The following is a 17,485-nucleotide window of genomic DNA, read 5'->3' on the forward strand; positions in this document are numbered from 1 at the left end:
TGCCGTAGAATTGCCTCACATTCAAAGTCACTGGATTTTTCGCGGGCATACGCAGTCCTTAGCCTGCACGAAGGACAGCAGTTCTATGCTTTTTAAGACCCTGAGCGCAGCCGTCTACGGCATCGACGCAAACTTGATCGACGTAGAGGTTGACGTTTCTGGCGTAAAGATCAACGAAGATCATTTCACCACCGTTGGCCTGCCCGACACCGCAGTACGCGAGAGCCGAGAGCGCATTCGTGCTGCTCTGAAAAATTGCGGGTACGACATACCTCCCACTCACATCACCATCAATCTAGCTCCGGCTGATTTGAAGAAAGAAGGATCGGGCTTCGATCTGCCGATGGCGTTGGGAATCCTTGGTGCGTATGGCGGACTCAAGAAGCAAGACCTTGCAGAGTTCGTCATTGTCGGCGAGCTCTCGCTCGATGGAGGACTGCGTCCAGTTCGTGGAGCCTTGCCCATCGCTGTCGCAGCGTGGGCCCGCAAGATCCCTTACCTGATTGTTCCCGAGCAGAACGCGCGTGAAGCAGCGGTGGTGGAAGGTGTGAAAGTGCTGCCAATGAAGAGCCTGCTCGATGTGGTTCGGCTCATAAACACCGGAGCAGGGCCAGAACCTCTGGTTGTGAACAGCCAAGCTCTGTTGCATCAGGTCGAGCACTTCCCAGTGGACTTCAAAGATGTGCGCGGACAGCACACGGCGAAGCGGGCGATGGAAGTGGCCTGCGCGGGTGGGCACAACATTCTGATGATCGGACCTCCGGGCGGCGGCAAGACCATGCTTACAAAGCGCATGCCTACGATACTTCCGCCAATGACCTTCGAGGAAGCGCTCGAGACAACAAAGATTCACAGTGTCGCTGGCGTGCTCGATGCCACGAATGGATTGGTCGGTGTGCGCCCATTTCGTGCACCTCATCACACGATCAGCGATGCAGGGCTGATTGGCGGTGGAGCGGTGCCACGTCCGGGCGAGGTTTCGCTGGCACACAACGGCGTGCTCTTTCTGGATGAGCTTCCCGAGTTCCCGAGGAATGTACTGGAAGTGATGCGCCAGCCACTCGAAGATGGAACAGTGTCGATCGCACGTGCTGCCATGTCACTGACCTTTCCGGCGCGTTTCATGCTCGCAGCCGCAATGAATCCGTGCCCTTGTGGCTTTTTCAATGACCGCTCACGTGAGTGTCGCTGCACGCCGCCGATGATCCAGCGCTATATCTCAAAGATCAGCGGCCCGCTGCTCGATCGCATCGACATTCACATTGATGTACCAGCGGTGAATTACAAGGAACTGCGCTCGAACGTTCCTGCCGAACCTTCATCGGCTATTCGCGAACGAGTGCTTGCGGCACGAGAGCGGCAGTTGACGCGCTTCCGCGCTGCGGGCGAGAAGATATTTGCCAACGCGCAGATGGGCTCGCGTCAGATACGCACATTCTGCGAACTGTCCGGCGATTGCGAACGGCTGCTCGAGCGAGCGATGACGCAACAGGGACTCAGCGCACGTGCACACGACCGCATACTAAAAGTCGCCCGAACGGTAGCCGATCTCGAAGGCGCAGCGCAGATTGAAGTCAAACATATCGCCGAGGCAATCCAGTACCGCACGTTGGATCGGACCTACTGGGCGTAATCAGACGTTGTTGCAGTACTGAACTGCGCGAGCGAGCACAGCTTTGTTTCCGCTCACCGCACAGCGTCTTCATTTCAGATCGGCATCTTATGGCGTGCAAGCTTTGGAGACTCCCTTGTGCGCCATTCTGCTTTTTGAAGTCGGTGTGTCGAACGGCTTTGCTGTTTGCGCGGTATTTGCGTTGATAGCTGTGGCATGGGTGATCTTTGTGGCGCTGTTTGATCCAGGGTTGCGCTACAAGATTTCTGCCTTGCATTCGGAACCGCTGGACAGCGATGAATTCCTATACATGCTGGAAGCGGTTACCGACGCGAAGGTGAATCACTGTGCCGGTCTGGAAGTGCTTACCAATGGCGATCAGTTCTATGAAGCGGAGCTGAGGGATATCGGAGAGGCAAAGCAGACCATCAATCTCGAAGCGTACATCTTTCAAAAAGGTCAAATTGCCGGAAGGTATCTTGCGGCGCTGACCGAGCGCGCACGTGCAGGGGTGAAGGTGAAACTGCTGCTGGATGCCCTCGGCAGTGCCGGCATGAATAACGATACTCTGCGTGAATTCAAAGATGCCGGCGGTTGCGTCTCTTTCTACAACCCGATGAGCTGGAACAGGCTCCCGCGGTACAACAATCGCACTCACAGGGAGCTGTTGATTGTAGATGGCCGCATTGGTTACATCGGCGGAGCTGGCGTTGCAGATCATTGGTATCGCGGAACGAACAAGCAGGCACGCTGGCGCGACACGATGGTTCGCGTGGTGGGTGATGCGGTTCCGAATCTGCAGGCGACCTTTGCCGAGAACTGGCTTGAGGGTTGCGGTGAGGTGTTGACCGGCTTCGAGTATTACCCCAGAGATGAACGGGATACAGGAGCATCGGTCCTGGTGGTGAACAGCACGCCTTCAGCTGGTGGCGCGACGCGCGCACGAATTCTGTTCCAGGTGCTTGTCGCGTCGGCACAGAAGAAGATCGACATCACAACTCCGTATTTTCTGCCCGATCGAAGCTTGGCTGATGAGATCGTGCGAGCCGCAAATCGTGGCGTACACGTTCGGCTCATTTTGCCGGGACGGCATAGTGATCATGGCCTGACGCGGAGTTCGAGCCGACACTCGTATGGAAAGTTGTTGAAGGCCGGAGTTGAGATCTTCGAGTATCAACCGGCAATGATTCACGCAAAGATTCTGATGGTAGATGGCCTTTGGAGCGTCGTGGGTTCGACGAACTTCGACAATCGCTCTTTCGGTTTGAATGATGAAGTGAATCTTGCAGTTCGCGATGCCCGCTTCACCGCGCGATTGGAAGAGGACTTCGTGCGCGATCTCGCAAACAGTCGCCAGGAGACGTATGAAATGTGGCAGCACAGGCCTGTGCTCGAGCGTGCTCCTGAACTGCTTGGGTGGGTGCTCGAACGGCAGCAATGAGCGGCAACACACTCCGCGTAGTTACCTATAACATTCACAAATGCCGTGGAATCGATCGACGAATCGATCCGCTGCGCATTGCGTCGGTGTTGAGCGAACTTGATCCGGACATCGCTACGCTGCAGGAAGTTATGGACCTCGAGGATGGCGATCCGAAATACAACCAGGCGAAGAGTATCGCCGCGCAGTTTCCTGAGTATCAGTATTTGTTCGGCAGCAACCGACGACATCTTGGAGCAGCTTACGGCAACATGACACTTAGTCGGCTACCAGTGCGCTTTTCACAAAATTACGATTTGACATGGAAGCACCGCGAACGGCGCGGGTGTCTTCGTACCGACGTTGAACTCTCATGTGGAACGGTGCTCCATGTGTTTAACGTGCACCTCGGGACGGGGTTTGTGGAGCGGCGAAATCAGGGGCGGAAGCTAGTGAGTCTCGAACTGTTGGGGGATGCGGGGCTGACCGGGCCTCGGATAGTGGTGGGAGATTTCAACGAGTGGACTCGCGGACTTGCAACAAAGCTGATGTCGGGGGAGTTTGAAAGCGTGGATATCAAGGCGTATGCGCGCTTTGGTCGAACTTATCCGGGAGTTCTGCCGTTACTTCATTTAGACCACTTCTACTTTGACGAGCGCCTCAGGCTGACGAGCTACAAGGTCCATCGTTCGCGGACGGCTCTAGTGGGATCAGATCATCTGCCGCTAGTAGCTGAATTCGAAATAGCGTGAGGCGAACCGGGGAAACACACTTTCCTGCTAAGGCAAGCACGCGGAAGATGTGGCTCATACACCCTGTCCGTTGTTCATTGCATCTGGCTTTGCATGCCACGACATTGCCTGCTGAGCTTTACGATGCGCCCTCTCAGTGTTTCCAGAACCGAGACCACGCTTGGTTACGCAGTGGTGGTCGTCACTGCGGCTCTATCTCTGTCGCTGGCCGGGTGTGGTGCGGGTGCATCGGCTAAGACTGCAATCACTGTGCCTGGTCAGGTAACTACGACGAACAATCCGCAGGTCGCACTCTACACGATCACTCCACCTTCGGACGCGACGGTTACAGTGCAGTTCGGCAAAGATACGAATTACGGACTCGAGTCGTCGTCGCAGGCGACACCAACAGGCGGCGGCACCGTGCAGATACTTGTTGCGGGCATGCAGGCGAAAACTACTTATCACATGCAGGCTCAAGTGCAGTTTGCTAATGGAAAGCAAGTGGTGGACACGGATCACTCTTTTACCACTGGCGATGTGCCTGCGAATGTCGTGCCTTCATTCACGATGAACACAACACAGGGAATGACGCCACAACCGGGTGTCGAACTGGTGGACGACGTGGCAGGCGGGAAACCTTCGGCAGTGTTTGCCACCGACTTATCGGGTAACGTGATCTGGACGTACGCAATTCCTGACGTCCAGGCAGGCTCCACTCTTTACCCCATCAAGCTGCTTCCGAATGGACACTTCTTGATGTTGATCGGCCCACTTTCGCAATCGGTGCTGGCCGCACCGGCTTCGGATAGCGCACTGAACGTAATTCGCGAGATAGACCTTGCGGGCAACACGATTCGCGAACTTCGAATGTCAGACTTGAATGCACGGATGGCATCCGCAGGATTCAATCTAAAGCTGCAGACCTTTCACCATGAGATCACTCCGCTGCCGAATGGTCACTGGCTTGTGCTCACCAACATGTTGAAACAGTTCACGCTGAGTTCAGGCACGGTAAACGTCTTGGGAGATGTAGTGGTCGATCTCGACACAAATCTGCAGCCGGTATGGGTGTGGAATGAGTTCGATCACTTCGACGTCAACCGACACCCATTCAGCTTTCCTGATTGGACGCACTCGAACGCAATAACGTATTCACAGGACGACGGCGACATTCTGGTTTCGATTCGCCATCAGAACTGGGTTGTGAAAGTCGATTACAAGAACGGAACAGGCACGGGAAATGTGCTCTGGAAGCTGGGACCGGGCGGGGATTTCAAACTGCAGAATGGTTCTGATCCGGTCGACTGGTTTTATGCGCAACATGACCCGAAGTTCTTCAGTCCCAATACAAATGGAGTTTTCCTGCTTGGATTAATGGATAACGGCGATGACCGCATCTTGTCCAATGGTTCACAGTGCGGGGCTTCGGGAGCGGCACCGTGTTATACGACGGTTCCGGTGCTTCAGGTGGACGATCATGGTATGACGGCGACCTTGAAGTCGCATCGCGTACTGACGCCCGATATGTACTCTTCATTCGCCGGGGGAGTAGGGCTGTTGAAGAACGGGAACCTCGAGTACAATCTCGCGGCTGTCGGCTCAGACGCCTACACCTACGAAGTGACGCAGGACAGCAATCCACAAGTCGTCTGGCAGATGCATATCTCTGGCGAAAACACCTACCGGGTGAACCGGCTGCCGAGCCTCTATCCCGGAGTGCAATGGTAAATAGCCGGTTGTCGCGAAAGTAAGTTCTTGTTAAGGAACTCTGGCTGGGGTAGCTTCGTATGAATCTACATGCGAGCACTCGCTGACAGCTTCGGCCAAGTAGTGCGTGCGATGTGGGCACATAAGCTCCGCTCCTTTCTCACCATGTTCGGGATCGCATGGGGCGTGGGTTCACTTTTGTTGCTGATTGGTCTGGGAGAGGGATTCCGCTCGGGAACCCAGAAGAACCTTGACGAGATTGGCCCGGACATCATGTACATCTACGGCGGTCGGGTGCCCTCGATTGGCAATAGCCAGCTCTCCTCGCGCCAATACGCGCTGAATTACCAGGACTACATCGACATAAGAAGCTCGCAGTGGGTTCGAAATGCTACGCCTGTGATCTATCGCGGCGATCTGCGCGTTGTTAGCGAGTTTGGCAGCGCGAACGGCTTTGTCGATGGTGCCGAGCCGCAGTTCTACGACATTCGCTACATGCCAATCGACCAAGGGCGCTACATGAACTGGGAGGACGAGCGCCAACGCCGAAACGTTTGCGTGATCGGAAATGAATTTGTACGCAAGCTGTTTCCGGGCAGGCCTGCCGTGGGTAGCACGATCCTGATCAACGGCATTGAGTTCAAGGTGATTGGGACTGTAAAGCGAATCGGGCACGGAAACAACAACGACAACAATCTGCGGATGATGATGCCTTACTCGACCATGGCTACTTATTTTCCGATGAAGGGAGAGGGCAACGCCAAAGCGATCACCTATGTGAACTTCCAGCCGATATCACGCGACAAGCACGCAGAGGCAAAAGCAGCCGCGCGGAACATCGTTGGTAGGAATCATCACTTCGATCCCATGATTTCGGACGCGTTCAACGATTGGGATTCGGTCGCGGACGCAGAGATGATGGGGAAGATCTCGGACGCGATGGACGGGTTTCTCGGCGCTGTGGGGTTGGTCACGCTGGTGCTCGGCGCGATGGGCGTGATCAACATCATGCTGGTTTCCGTGGCTGAGCGCACTCGTGAAATCGGATTGCGGAAGGCCTTGGGTGCGACGAATCGGCTCGTGCTGTTCCAGTTCTTCATGGAAGGAATGATGCTGACGCTGATGAGTGGCGCGATCGGATTTGCCTTTGCGTATGGGGCAACGAGATTGTTTGCCATGTTGCCTCCCATGGATGGATTTGACCAACCACATATTCACCCGGCCTCGGCTGTGCTTGCGATCTCCAGCCTGGGGCTTGCCAGCATCGTCGCCGGACTGTATCCGGCGCGGCGTGCGGCAAGGCTTGAGCCAGTGGAAGCGCTTCGACAGGAGTAGGAATGGTCCACGTTAGAGACGTCCTCTCGGAATCCTATGGTTCGCTGAAGCATAATCGCTGGCGAAGCGTACTGACCACTGTGGGCATGGCATGGGGCATCGCTACGGTGGTGCTGCTGCTGGCCTATGGCGCTGGGTTCGCCGAAGCGATCGTGAACATCTTCAGGACCTACAATCTTCAATCAATGGGCGTTGTGGGTGGACGTACGTCGATGCAGGCTGGCGGAAACAAGGCGGGTACAAATATCCGGCTGACAATTGATGATCTTGATCGCATCACTGCCAACGTGCCCCAGATTACGCATATAGCTCCGGAATCTTTTTACAACGGACCGGTGCGATATGAGGGCCGGGGGTACACGTGGCAAGTTCAAGCTTCGGTGCCGGTCAGTCAAGACATTGAGCATCTCGAACTGGAGTCCGGACGCTTTTACAACGCAGAGGACGTACAGCAGAGGGCGCGCGTGTGCGTCATCGGTTCGGAGGCGAATGAAAAGCTGTTCGCTGGCCGCCACGCTCTCGGAGAGAAGCTTCGCATCAACGGAATTCCCTATGAAGTGATTGGAATCATGAAGCCCAGACCGCAATCGGGAGATGACAACAACTCGAATCGGGTGCTCTACATTCCATATCCGACGCTGAGTGATTTTCGCAGCACGCGCTATGTTGACATCATCTGGCTGGAATTTGAGGGCAATGATTACGGAGCGATCGAGAAGACGATCCGCAACACGCTTTCGGCGCAGCACAACTTTCGCGCAGACGATAGGCGCGCGCTCAATGTATTCAGCGCGCTGGAACAGCTATCACAGTTCCGCATCATTATCGTCTCGCTGCAGGTAATGCTGGCATTCATCGGAACATTGACACTGGGGATCGGTGGAGTGGGACTGATGAACATCATGCTGGTGAGTGTCACGCAGCGAACGCGCGAGATTGGAGTGGAGAAGGCGCTGGGAGCACGTTCACGCGACATCCTGCTGCAATTCTTGTCCGAGGCGCTGGTCATCACGTTCCTCGGTGGCGCAATGGGAATTCTGCTGGCTTACTGCGTGTCTTATTCCGTGGGAACATTGACCTTGTATAGCGCAGTGGCCAAGCACGGCGAGATGGGTGACATTCGATTGTTGATATCGCCAATGACGGTAATGATCTCGACTGGGATTTTAGCGTTTGTAGGATTGATCAGTGGAATGTTGCCTGCGATACGAGCTGCGCGGCTGAATCCGATTGAGGCGTTGCGTTACGAATAAGGGAGAGGACATCCTGATCCATGCATCGGGATGTCCTCGAAATAAGGCGGCCAGGGTTGGTTTAGAGACAGCCATTTTGCTCTCCCACCTTAGCCGCGCAAAGAGCGCGCGTCGAAGGTGGGGCACCCGGCTTCTCCGTTCTTGATCGAATGGACAACCGCTTGAAACATCACAGGCACCCGGCCGCTCCGAACCCGGTACAACCTCTTGATCATCTGCAGAAACCCATGGAGCAGTGATTCGGAAAATGCGCTCAGGCTTTTAGTAGTTCGTCTGCGGCATTCACAATCAGCTTCCATGCTTGCTCGACGTCGGCTGTGGCGGTCGCGATGTTGCCGATGGCGATGCGAATGACGTACTGGCCGTTCAAGGCCGTGTGCGACAGGAACGTTGTGCGGCTTGCGTTCACTTTGTCGAGCAGCGCTTTGTTCAGTTCGTCATTGCCTTTCAGGCGGAAACAGACGACGGAGAAGGGAACAGGTGCGACGCGCTCGAAACGAGAGTCGGCGTCGACCCAGGAAGCGAACTGTTGCGCGAGCTGGATGTGGCGGCGTAGGAACTGCATGATGCCGTCGCGTCCGAAGTAACGCAGAATGAACCAGAGCTTCAGGCTGCGGAAACGATGGCCGAGGGGAACTCCGTAGTCCATGAGGTGCACGGCACGAGGATCTTCGCTGGCACGCAGGTATTCGGGGACGAGCGACAGCGCGTTGCGGAGAATCTCAGGCTTACGTGTGTAGAAGACGCTGCAGTCCATCTGAGTCATTAGCCACTTGTGCGGATTGGTGACGACCGAGTGAGCTTGATCGAGGCCGCGGAAGTGCTCAGCGCATTCGGGCAGGAGGGCGCAAGGTCCGGCATAGGCACAATCAACGTGCAGCCACATGTTGAACTCTTCGGCCAGCTTCGCGCAGTCGGCGACCGGATCGACTGAAGTTGAGGACGTGGTGCCGACGGTGGCAACGATGGCGCAGGGTCGAAGTCCGGCGCGCAGGTCGGCCTCAATCAGGGAGCGAAGAATGTCGGTCTTCATACGGAACTGCGAATCGCTCGGAACCTTGCGCACGTAATTCTGTCCAAAGCCGACGGCCATGGCGCCTTTCTCGACCGAGGAGTGCGCCTGATCTGACGTATAGACGACCAGCTTGCCCTTGTAGCCTTCTTCGCGTGACTCGGGTTGTGCGAATTCGCGGGCGCAGATGAGGGCGTGCATAGTGCTGGTGGATGCTGTGTCGTAGATGATTCCGAAGAACGAGGGCGGCAGACCCAACCATTCGCGAAGCCATCCGAGTGCAACCTGTTCGAGTTCCGCTACGGCGGGAGATGTCTTCCAGTGCAGGCCGTTGGTGTTCATTGCTGCGATGAGCAGCTCGGCCAAAATTCCTGGAGTAGACGCCGAAGTGCCAAAGTAAGCCATGAAGCCCGGATGATTCCATTGCGTAACTGCCGGGAGAATCTGGCTGCGGAAATCGTCGAGAATGGTGTCGAAGCTTTCGCCCTGATCAGGCCCGCGAGCAGGAAGGGAATCGACCAGTTCGCCAGGATGCAGGGTTGGCAGCACTGGAATTTCACGAATGTTGCCGAGGTACTGGGCGATCCAATCCACAGCTTCGTGGGCGGAGGTGCGGAAATCTTCTACGTAGCGTGCCCACGCCTTTGGATCATTGGGGTCGGGAAGGCGCGAATCGGCGGCTTGCGGCGCAATAGCCGCGCGAACGTTGGGTTCGGGATGAATGCTGTCTGACATTTCTTCTCCGGAAAAGTGAATTTTAGCCCAGCCGCTGCGTTGGGCGAAACCGTGGGCGTCAAGTTGTGAGCATCGTCACAGCCAAGGTGTTCATGAGAAGATGAGAATCAATACATCGCGCATGGGTGGGTGATTGCGCGACTTTTCCCCGGGGTCTTGATGCACGAACTATCCATCGTATCTTCCGTGTTGGACCAACTCGAAGAATTGAAGAAACAGCATGACGGTGCACGGTTCTCCAAGGTGGGTTTGCGCGTGGGAGAGTTGGCGGGCATTGATGTGGACTGCCTGCGGTTTGGATTTGAATGTGTGGTGAAGGATACGCCCTGGGAATCGCTTGGCTTGGAGATTGAGCAAGTCGCACGTCGGCAACGATGTCCGCAGTGCAATACGGAATTCAAGGCGGAGAACTGGGCCACCGAGTGCCCGAAGTGCGGCGAGGCCGGAACCATACTCATTGCTGGAGAAGAACTCCAGATTGCTTTTGTCGAGGTAGAAGAATGAGCCAGATCGTGGTTGAAAAGAAAGTACTGAACGAAAATCAGAAACTTGCCGCCGAGCTTCGTGAGAAATTCCGCGAGCACAAGATCCTGGTGGTAAACATCATCAGCTCGCCGGGCTCGGGCAAGACCACGCTGCTGGAAAACACGCTTGAGCGCTGGGACAAGAGCAAGCGAATCGTGCTGCTGACCGGTGATTTGCAGACGGAGAACGACGCGAAGCGGCTGGCGAAGGCTGGGTTTCCAGTGAAGCAGATCATCACCGGAGGCACGTGCCATCTGGATGCAAAGATGATCCAGAAACACCTTGAGGATTGGCCGCTGGACAGCTTCGACGTGCTGATCATCGAAAACGTTGGGAATTTGGTTTGCCCGAGCAGCTACGATTTGGGCGAGCACTTGAAGATCGTGATGCTGAGCGTCACAGAAGGCGAAGACAAGCCTTTGAAGTATCCGTCGATATTCGTGAAGTCGGAGCTGATGGTGCTGAGCAAGGTGGACCTGCTGCCCTATGTTCCATTTGACGCGGAACTGGCAAAGAAAAATGCACGCACGGTGCATCCGGGCATGGAGATTATCGAGACTTCGACCAAGGGTGATGGGCTGGATCAGTGGATCAAGTGGCTGGAAGGAAAGTTGGCTGCAGTGAAGTCGGGCGAGTTGGTTTCAGCGTAAAAAGCGGGATCGTGATGGGCCGGGGACGTATGCTCCCCGGCCTTTTTGCGTTTATGGGTTGCGCGGTGACGGGGTGAACAGATACAAGGGAATCGGTGATCTACCGAAACATAGTCGTCAAGCTGTTGGCGCTGTGCCTCGTTATGGCAATGGCTGCGACCGCGCATGCACAGGCAGATGTGGCTGCAGACGATCCTCTCACCGCTGTTCGCGCTCTTGGGACGACGCTTCGCGTGCTGCAGGTGACCGCGCATCCAGGTGATGAAGACGGCGCGCTGCTAATGAAGCAAGTGCGTGGGGAGGGAGCGGAGGTCACTCTGCTGACGTTGACCCGTGGCGAGCGTGGCGATAATGTGCAGAGGGTGATGACTCCGACAGAGCAAGGACTGGTGCGCACGATGGAGCAGTTGGCGAGCGATGCGCATTACGGAGTTGACCAGCGCTTTACGCGATTGGTTGACTTTGGTTTTGCACGCACGGCCAATGAGGCTTTTGATCGCTGGGCGGGACACAACACGGCAGTGTCCGACATCGTAAGAGTGATTCGCGAGAAGCGTCCTGATATCGTTGTCGTCCCGTTTGATCCGAATGAACCAGACGGTGATGGACAGCATGAGGCCACTGCTATTGCCGTGCGAGAAGCATTTCGTGCGGCTGCCGATCCCAAGAAGTTTCCGGAACAACTGAAGGATGGTGTGGAGCCTTGGCATGCTAAGCGGTTGTTTGCATTGGCACGCTCGGGTGCCTTTGCGGTGTACTTCCACGCGGCTGGAGTGGGCGCGGGAAGGCGCGAAAGCTGGCAGCAACAGGCGGATCGTGCGCTGGCCAAACATCGCTCGCAAGGCATGCTGGTGCACGCTCCACGAACCGCAGTGCGCCACTACAAGTTGATCGATGTCGCTCCGGGCTTTGGAATGCCGGAGGGCGCGAGTGATTTTGCAGAGGGACTGAATAGCTCGATCACGGCAATGAGCAGTGGAGCAGACACACCGCGCATTACGTCGGGATTGTATGCCGTGGAGGTCGCGGCCCGTACCGCAGAGGAAAGTGTGGGTGATCGCGCGGCGTGTGTTGCGCAGGTTCTTGAGTTTTTGCGAAACCTGCGTGCGGTCGAGGACAGTGCCGTTGCAGCAAGGGCTCCGAAGTGGAAGATTGCAGAGTTGGAGACCAAGCGCGCGCAGGCTGAGCACGCTCTGTTGCTGGTTGCGGGGGTGAAGCTGCAAGCTACGTTGTCAGACGATGGGCAGGGTGGAGCGCAGAACGTTCTGTACCCTGGGGCGAACTATTCCTTGCAGGTGCGCGTCGAGTCAGGCTCGCATTTGGGCGCTCGCGTGGTTGGCATGGAATTGAAGCCTGAGGGTGGGCGCTGGACGCCGCGACGCGAATGGATTGCGGGCGAGAATCATGCAGTATTCCACGGTAGGGTGCCGATGGATGCGCCATTCACACGCCCACCGCTTGTCTTGGACAACGATGTAGATGGCGCATATAGAGTGCTCGACGAGCGCAGCGCCACTCGCGCTTTGCCTAATCCTTCGCTGCAGGTTGTAGCTGAAATTGAGATCGAAGGAGAATTAGTCCGGGCGACTGCTCCGGTGATGGCGCAAAGTCAGGACCAAGTCATGTCGGCAGTCGCAATTGCGCCTCCGGTTTCTGTGGTCATAGGACCGAGCACGCATTGGGAGCGGCGCACCAACGTTTCATACGGAGTGATCGAGGTGCGCGTAAGAAACAACCTGCCACGTCTGCAGAATGCGCTTTTGTCGGTTCATGCGCCGAGTGGTTGGCGGGCGGAACCAGAGCATGAAGTGCTCGATATTGAACAACGCGGCGAGGAACACACTTATCGCTTCTATTTGATACAGGACTATGGCGGCGAGGGTGCGTATCCGGTGAGCGCGGTTGTGCGGTGGGGTGGAACGGTCTTCGACCAAGGCTACAAGATGGTGCACGGCGGAGATGGGCGGCTTGCGTTTGACTACAAACCTGCCACAGGATCGCTGGTCTCGACACGAATCGATGTGCCAGAAAATATCTCGATTGCATACCTTGGCGTTGATGGAGATCCGATCCCTTCGGCATTGCGCGATGTGAATGTGCGAGTAACCGATCTGGACCGTGACGAGTTGATGAATGCGCGGCTGGGAAAGTACTGGGCGATTGTTCTGGGGCCGCATTCCGTCGATGCACGAGGAGAGTTGCTGGCCGAGGTTCGTTCGCGAGTCCTTCAGTACGTGGAAGAGGGCGGGGCATTGGTGATTTTGCAGCAGTCCGACCGAGAGCGGTTCGCGCGATATGCTCCGGTGCCTTATCGGTTGGACTTGGGAACAGGTCGGGTCAGCAATGAAGCTTCGGCGGTGGAGAGGATTGAACCGCATGATGATCTCCTTTGGGATCCGAACGAGCTTGGGGATAAGGACTTCCGAGGATGGAGCGAAGAACGGGGACGAAACTTTGCCGAGCGCTGGGATGGGCATTTTGAAAGCTTGTTGAAGATGAATGATCCCGGCCAACCTCTCCAGCAAGGGGCACTCGTTCGGGCGCGTTATGGACGTGGATCAGTGGTTTACACGGGATTGTCGTTCGATCGCCAGATCGTAAACGGAGTCCCTGGAGCAATGCGCCTGCTTATAAATCTCATAAGTTCCAGCTCGGAACTTCACCGATAGGCTTTCCCTTTCTTCCTGACTACAGTATGATCCTGCGGCACTAAGTGTGGGGCTAAGTGTCTAAACATCATCGTGCGTAGAGCAGAACGCATCTCTTCTGTGGGGGAAGAATACAGATGAAACGCATTTACATTGCCGCTTATCACCAATCAAAGTTCGGCAAGCTGATGGGAATGACTGTTCCCGAAATAGCAAAGAACGCGATTGAAGGCGTATGCAAAGAGATCAACACTGACCCATCGATGCTGGACGTAGGAGCGGTGGGCGCGGCGTGCAACATTGCACTGAATGAGCAGGGGCTTGTGTCTGGTCTGGCGGCCACGGTTCCGGGGTTGGCCTGTAAACCGATTGAGAGTGTCGAGAATGCCTGTGCTTCGGGCGGACAAGCGATCCTGTCAACAATCCTGAAACTGCAGGCAGGATGGGGCGATACGGGTTTCGCGCTGGGCTACGAAAAGATGCGGGATGCCGAAGGCAAAATGGATGGCAAGCTGATTGGCAAAGCGCTGGGCTACTATTCGCATCCGGACGAGCGCGAGGGCAAGACCTACATATTCCCGCATCTCTTTGCGGAAATCATGGAGTGCTACATCAAGCGCCACAAGGTGACGGAAGCAGATCTGGCGAAGGTCGCGGTCGAAGAGTACGCGAACGGCAACAAGAATCCGCTGGCCCAAATGAACAAGGTCAAGGTCACGCTGGATGATGTGGTGAACGTAACGGACCGCAATCGCTACATCGTGGATGGATTGCCGCTGAAGACTTACGACTGCTCTCAGATAACAGATGGCTACGCGGCATTGATCCTGGCAACGGAAGAAGGATTGAAGAAGCTGGGTGTGTCCAAGGAGGATGCGGTCGAGATCGCAGGCTACGCGCAGGCAACGGACCCGTTGTTGAAGGAAGGCCGCGACATTCTCCGGCCTGCGGGCGCGAACCACGCCATGCAGCGGGCGTACGAGATGGCGGGAGTCCATCCGGCGGATGTGAACGTGGCCGAGGTGCATGACTGTTTCTCGGTGATGGGCGCAATCGGCTCGGAGGTCATCGGGAAGGCGAAGGTGGGCGAGGGGTGGCGCTTTTGGGGCGAAGGCAAGGCGCGGGTGGATGGCGAATGCGGCATCAACCTTTCGGGTGGACTGATCTCCAAAGGACATCCGATCGGCGCGACAGGCGTAGCGATGGTGGGATGGTGCTTCGAGCAGTTGATGGGGCGCGCACCAGAGGGATTGCAGGTGAAGAATCCGAGGGCGGCAGCAACATTCAATGTTGGAGGAGCGATCTGCGCTTCGGTGTGCACGGTGCTGAAGAAGTAGAGATTAGATAGCCCCACATCTGTTAACTGCGCAGATGTAGGGCTCCAGATTAAGTTTGGAGTTTAGGCCGGCGAATATTTCGCCGGCCTTTTCTTATTCCACTTCGCGGGAAGGCATGATTTGTCCTTCTCCCGGGATGAAGTCATCCGTGGAGTAGTCCGAGAATTCGTGGCAATGAGGGCACTCGAAACGGCCAACCTCTTTGTGGTGGACGAGGGCTTCGGTGCTTTTGCCTTCGACGTGTTTACGCGGCAGCACGGCGAAACGCAGCGCGCAGATTTTGCAGTCAACTTGCCAGACTAGAGCCATAGGATTCGAGGTTTCAAAGTTAGAAGTTCAAAGTTTCGCGAGGTTTCGCAAGATTAGGGGCACTGAAGAGAAAGCTCTCCAGTGCCCTTTTTGTTTACCAGATCCGGACTCGGTCTGCGGGAGCGAGGTACAGCTTCGCAGGCGGCTTCACGTCAAATGCCGCATACCACGAATCGATGTTACGGACGGTGGCAGCGCGATATTCGGCGGGAGAGTGCCCGTCGGTCGCCACTTGCTGGCGCAGCGCAGCTTCACGAGCCTTCGATGCCCAGTTCTGTGCGTAGGCAATGAAGAACTGCTGATCACTGTTGTAGCCGCCCTGTTCAGGAGCGGGGTTGCCGTTGAGCGAGGCGCGATATCCATCGTAGGCCGCCGAGATTCCGGCGACGTCGGCGATGTTCTCGGCCAGCGTTTGCTCGCCATTCACGGAAAGATCAGGGAACGGCTTGTACGTGTCGTACTGGTCGGCGAGACGCTTCGTGGCTACGCCAAACTTTGAGAGATCCTCCGGAGTCCACCAATTACGCAGCGCACCAGTGGAGTCGAAGGTGCTTCCCAAGGTGTCAAACGTGTGGCTGATCTCGTGTCCGATGACCGAGCCAATTGCACCGTAGTTGGCTGCAGCCGGAGCCTGTGCGTCGAAGAACGGAGGTTGGAGGATGGCAGCAGGGAAGTTCAACGCATTCTGCAACGGCAGATTGACTGCATTCACCGTCTGCGGCGTCATGGACCATTCCTTCTTGTCCACCTGCTTGCCAACTCGTTTGATCTCGCGCTGGTACTCGAAGAGACTGCCCCTCCAGAGATTGCCAAGGATGTCATCGGGCTTGATTTCAAGCGCCGAATAGTCATGCCAGGTTTCTGGATAGCCGATGCCGACGTAGAGCGTGTTCAGCTTTTGCTTGGCTTCGGCTTTGGTCGCGGGTGCCATCCAATCAAGTGCGTCGATGCGCTTGCGGAACGACTCGATGATGTTGGCCACCATGGCTTGCGCGCGCTGTTTTGCTTCTGGCGAGAAATAGCGCTGAGCGTAGATCTTGCCGACCTCATCGCCAAGAAGGCCATTCACGACGCTAACGCCACGCTGCCAGCGGGGACGCTGCTGCGGAGTTCCGGAGAGGGTCTGTCCGAAGAATGCGAAGCGCTCATCGGCAAACGCCTTGGGCAGCACTCCACCGTACTGCTCGATCAGATGGAAGGCGAGCCAATCTTTCCAGGTATCAATCGGAGTAGAGGCGACGAGTGCTGATTCTCCCGTGAATGCTGTGGGCTGCCAGACGGTAAAACTGGCTTGCTTCTCGAGTCCTGCGCCACGGAAGAACTCAGCCCAGTCGAGTCCGGGAGCTTTTGCCGTGAAATCAGCCTTCTTCCACGTGTTGTCAGCCTTCAAAATGTCGTCATTTTCGGCGAGAGTAATGTGCTTCTCTGCGATGGCGTGCTCAAGATCGAAGATGCGCTGGGCACGAGCGTCAACATCGTCATAGCCAGCAAGCTTAAGCATGGCAGAGATGTGCGCAAGGTACTTGGTGCGGATGGTGCCCATGCGCTCGCTCTTGGAAACGTAATAATCGCGATCCGGAAGAACGAGGCCGCCCTGCAGCAAGTAGGCGTTGTAGTGGCCTGAATCATGCAGACCAGGAGCTACCCAGAGACCGAATAGGTGCGATGTGTGGAAGTTCGTATTGTTCAGCGGATCGACGTCGGCACGAAGCGTCTGGCCGAGAACATATGCGAGCTGGCGCTTGTCCTTGATTTCAGCGTAGCTCTTCAGCGTCGGCTGCAAGGGGGTGAGCCCCTTGTCCTCGATCGCCTTCTCGTTCATGTAGGAGTTATAAAGATCAGCGATCTTGCGGGTGCCGGTGCCGGCTTTCGCGTTGGACTTGGCTGCTTCCTCGATGATGCCTTGCGTGCGTTTGTTGCTGATGTCATCAAGCACGCTGAACACGCCAATGCGACCACGGTCGGGCGGAAGCTCGGTCTGCTTGATCCAGTTGCCGTTGGCGAACAGATAGAAGTCGTCGCCCGGATTGATGGACTTGTCGATGTGGCTCAGAGCGATGCCATGAGTCTCGGGCGCAGCGGGCGTTTGCTGGGCCGAAAGGGACGTTGAAAGTACGAACGTAGTACCAAGCGCGACGCAGAAAGCAAATCGCGCGACTTCGAAAAGAGATCTCATTGTTTCAGGCTCCGAAAATGCTGCAATTTTGG

General features: G+C 56.2%; 13 protein-coding genes. 11 read left to right on the plus strand and 2 right to left on the minus strand.

Features of this window, described 5'->3' with window-relative positions:
* The first annotated feature begins 85 nt into the window (after nucleotides 1-85).
* From AC6IZD_RS05145 to AC6IZD_RS05170, 6 genes are all read left to right on the plus strand, one after another.
* A complete protein-coding gene (locus tag AC6IZD_RS05145; RefSeq protein WP_497786613.1) occupies nucleotides 86-1,633 on the plus strand; it encodes a YifB family Mg chelatase-like AAA ATPase in 1,548 nt (515 codons plus the stop codon).
* Between the two features lie 115 nt (nucleotides 1,634-1,748).
* Nucleotides 1,749-3,053, plus strand: coding sequence for a phospholipase D-like domain-containing protein (locus AC6IZD_RS05150; RefSeq protein WP_497786614.1), 1,305 nt, complete (start codon nucleotides 1,749-1,751; stop codon nucleotides 3,051-3,053).
* On the plus strand, nucleotides 3,050-3,784 hold the full coding sequence (locus tag AC6IZD_RS05155) for an endonuclease/exonuclease/phosphatase family protein (RefSeq protein ID WP_497786615.1): 735 nt from the start codon (nucleotides 3,050-3,052) through the stop codon (nucleotides 3,782-3,784). Before AC6IZD_RS05150 ends, AC6IZD_RS05155 begins: the two co-directional genes overlap by 4 nt.
* A 123-nt stretch (nucleotides 3,785-3,907) precedes the next feature.
* Nucleotides 3,908-5,494, plus strand: a complete 1,587-nt coding sequence (locus AC6IZD_RS05160) for an aryl-sulfate sulfotransferase (RefSeq protein WP_497786616.1) — start codon at nucleotides 3,908-3,910, stop codon at nucleotides 5,492-5,494.
* Nucleotides 5,495-5,563: 69 nt separating this feature from the next.
* The gene (locus AC6IZD_RS05165; protein WP_497786617.1) at nucleotides 5,564-6,808 is read left to right on the plus strand and encodes an ABC transporter permease; all 1,245 of its coding nucleotides are present in this window, start codon (nucleotides 5,564-5,566) and stop codon (nucleotides 6,806-6,808) included.
* A 2-nt stretch (nucleotides 6,809-6,810) separates the two neighbouring features.
* Nucleotides 6,811-8,061 carry an ABC transporter permease gene (locus tag AC6IZD_RS05170; protein WP_497786618.1) on the plus strand — a complete coding sequence of 417 codons (1,251 nt, stop codon included), beginning with the start codon at nucleotides 6,811-6,813 and terminating at the stop codon, nucleotides 8,059-8,061.
* Nucleotides 8,062-8,314: 253 nt separating this feature from the next.
* On the opposite strand, the gene AC6IZD_RS05175 is transcribed toward AC6IZD_RS05170, so the two are convergent.
* Nucleotides 8,315-9,808: a pyridoxal phosphate-dependent decarboxylase family protein gene (locus tag AC6IZD_RS05175; RefSeq protein ID WP_497786619.1), complete on the minus strand. Its 1,494-nt coding sequence runs from the start codon at nucleotides 9,806-9,808 to the stop codon at nucleotides 8,315-8,317.
* A gap of 159 nt (nucleotides 9,809-9,967) precedes the next feature.
* On the opposite strand from AC6IZD_RS05175, the gene AC6IZD_RS05180 reads away from it, so the two are divergent.
* The 5 genes from AC6IZD_RS05180 to AC6IZD_RS05200 all read left to right on the plus strand — a co-directional run bounded on the left by AC6IZD_RS05180 (nucleotide 9,968) and on the right by AC6IZD_RS05200 (nucleotide 15,271).
* The gene (locus AC6IZD_RS05180; protein WP_497786620.1) at nucleotides 9,968-10,312 is read left to right on the plus strand and encodes a hydrogenase maturation nickel metallochaperone HypA/HybF; all 345 of its coding nucleotides are present in this window, start codon (nucleotides 9,968-9,970) and stop codon (nucleotides 10,310-10,312) included.
* On the plus strand, nucleotides 10,309-10,983 hold the full coding sequence (hypB, locus tag AC6IZD_RS05185) for a hydrogenase nickel incorporation protein HypB (RefSeq protein ID WP_497786621.1): 675 nt from the start codon (nucleotides 10,309-10,311) through the stop codon (nucleotides 10,981-10,983). Before AC6IZD_RS05180 ends, hypB begins: the two co-directional genes overlap by 4 nt.
* Before the next feature lie 95 nt (nucleotides 10,984-11,078).
* Nucleotides 11,079-13,652, plus strand: a complete 2,574-nt coding sequence (locus AC6IZD_RS05190) for a PIG-L family deacetylase (RefSeq protein ID WP_497786622.1) — start codon at nucleotides 11,079-11,081, stop codon at nucleotides 13,650-13,652.
* A 116-nt stretch (nucleotides 13,653-13,768) separates the two neighbouring features.
* Nucleotides 13,769-14,968 carry a thiolase family protein gene (locus tag AC6IZD_RS05195; RefSeq protein WP_497786623.1) on the plus strand — a complete coding sequence of 400 codons (1,200 nt, stop codon included), beginning with the start codon at nucleotides 13,769-13,771 and terminating at the stop codon, nucleotides 14,966-14,968.
* A 174-nt stretch (nucleotides 14,969-15,142) separates the two neighbouring features.
* Nucleotides 15,143-15,271, plus strand: coding sequence for a hypothetical protein (locus AC6IZD_RS05200; protein ID WP_497786624.1), 129 nt, complete (start codon nucleotides 15,143-15,145; stop codon nucleotides 15,269-15,271).
* 100 nt (nucleotides 15,272-15,371) lie between these two features.
* On the opposite strand, the gene AC6IZD_RS05205 is transcribed toward AC6IZD_RS05200, so the two are convergent.
* A complete protein-coding gene (locus AC6IZD_RS05205) occupies nucleotides 15,372-17,453 on the minus strand; it encodes a M13 family metallopeptidase (protein ID WP_497786625.1) in 2,082 nt (693 codons plus the stop codon).
* Nucleotides 17,454-17,485 lie beyond the last annotated feature (32 nt).

Source organism: Koromonas humicola (genome assembly GCF_059726255.1).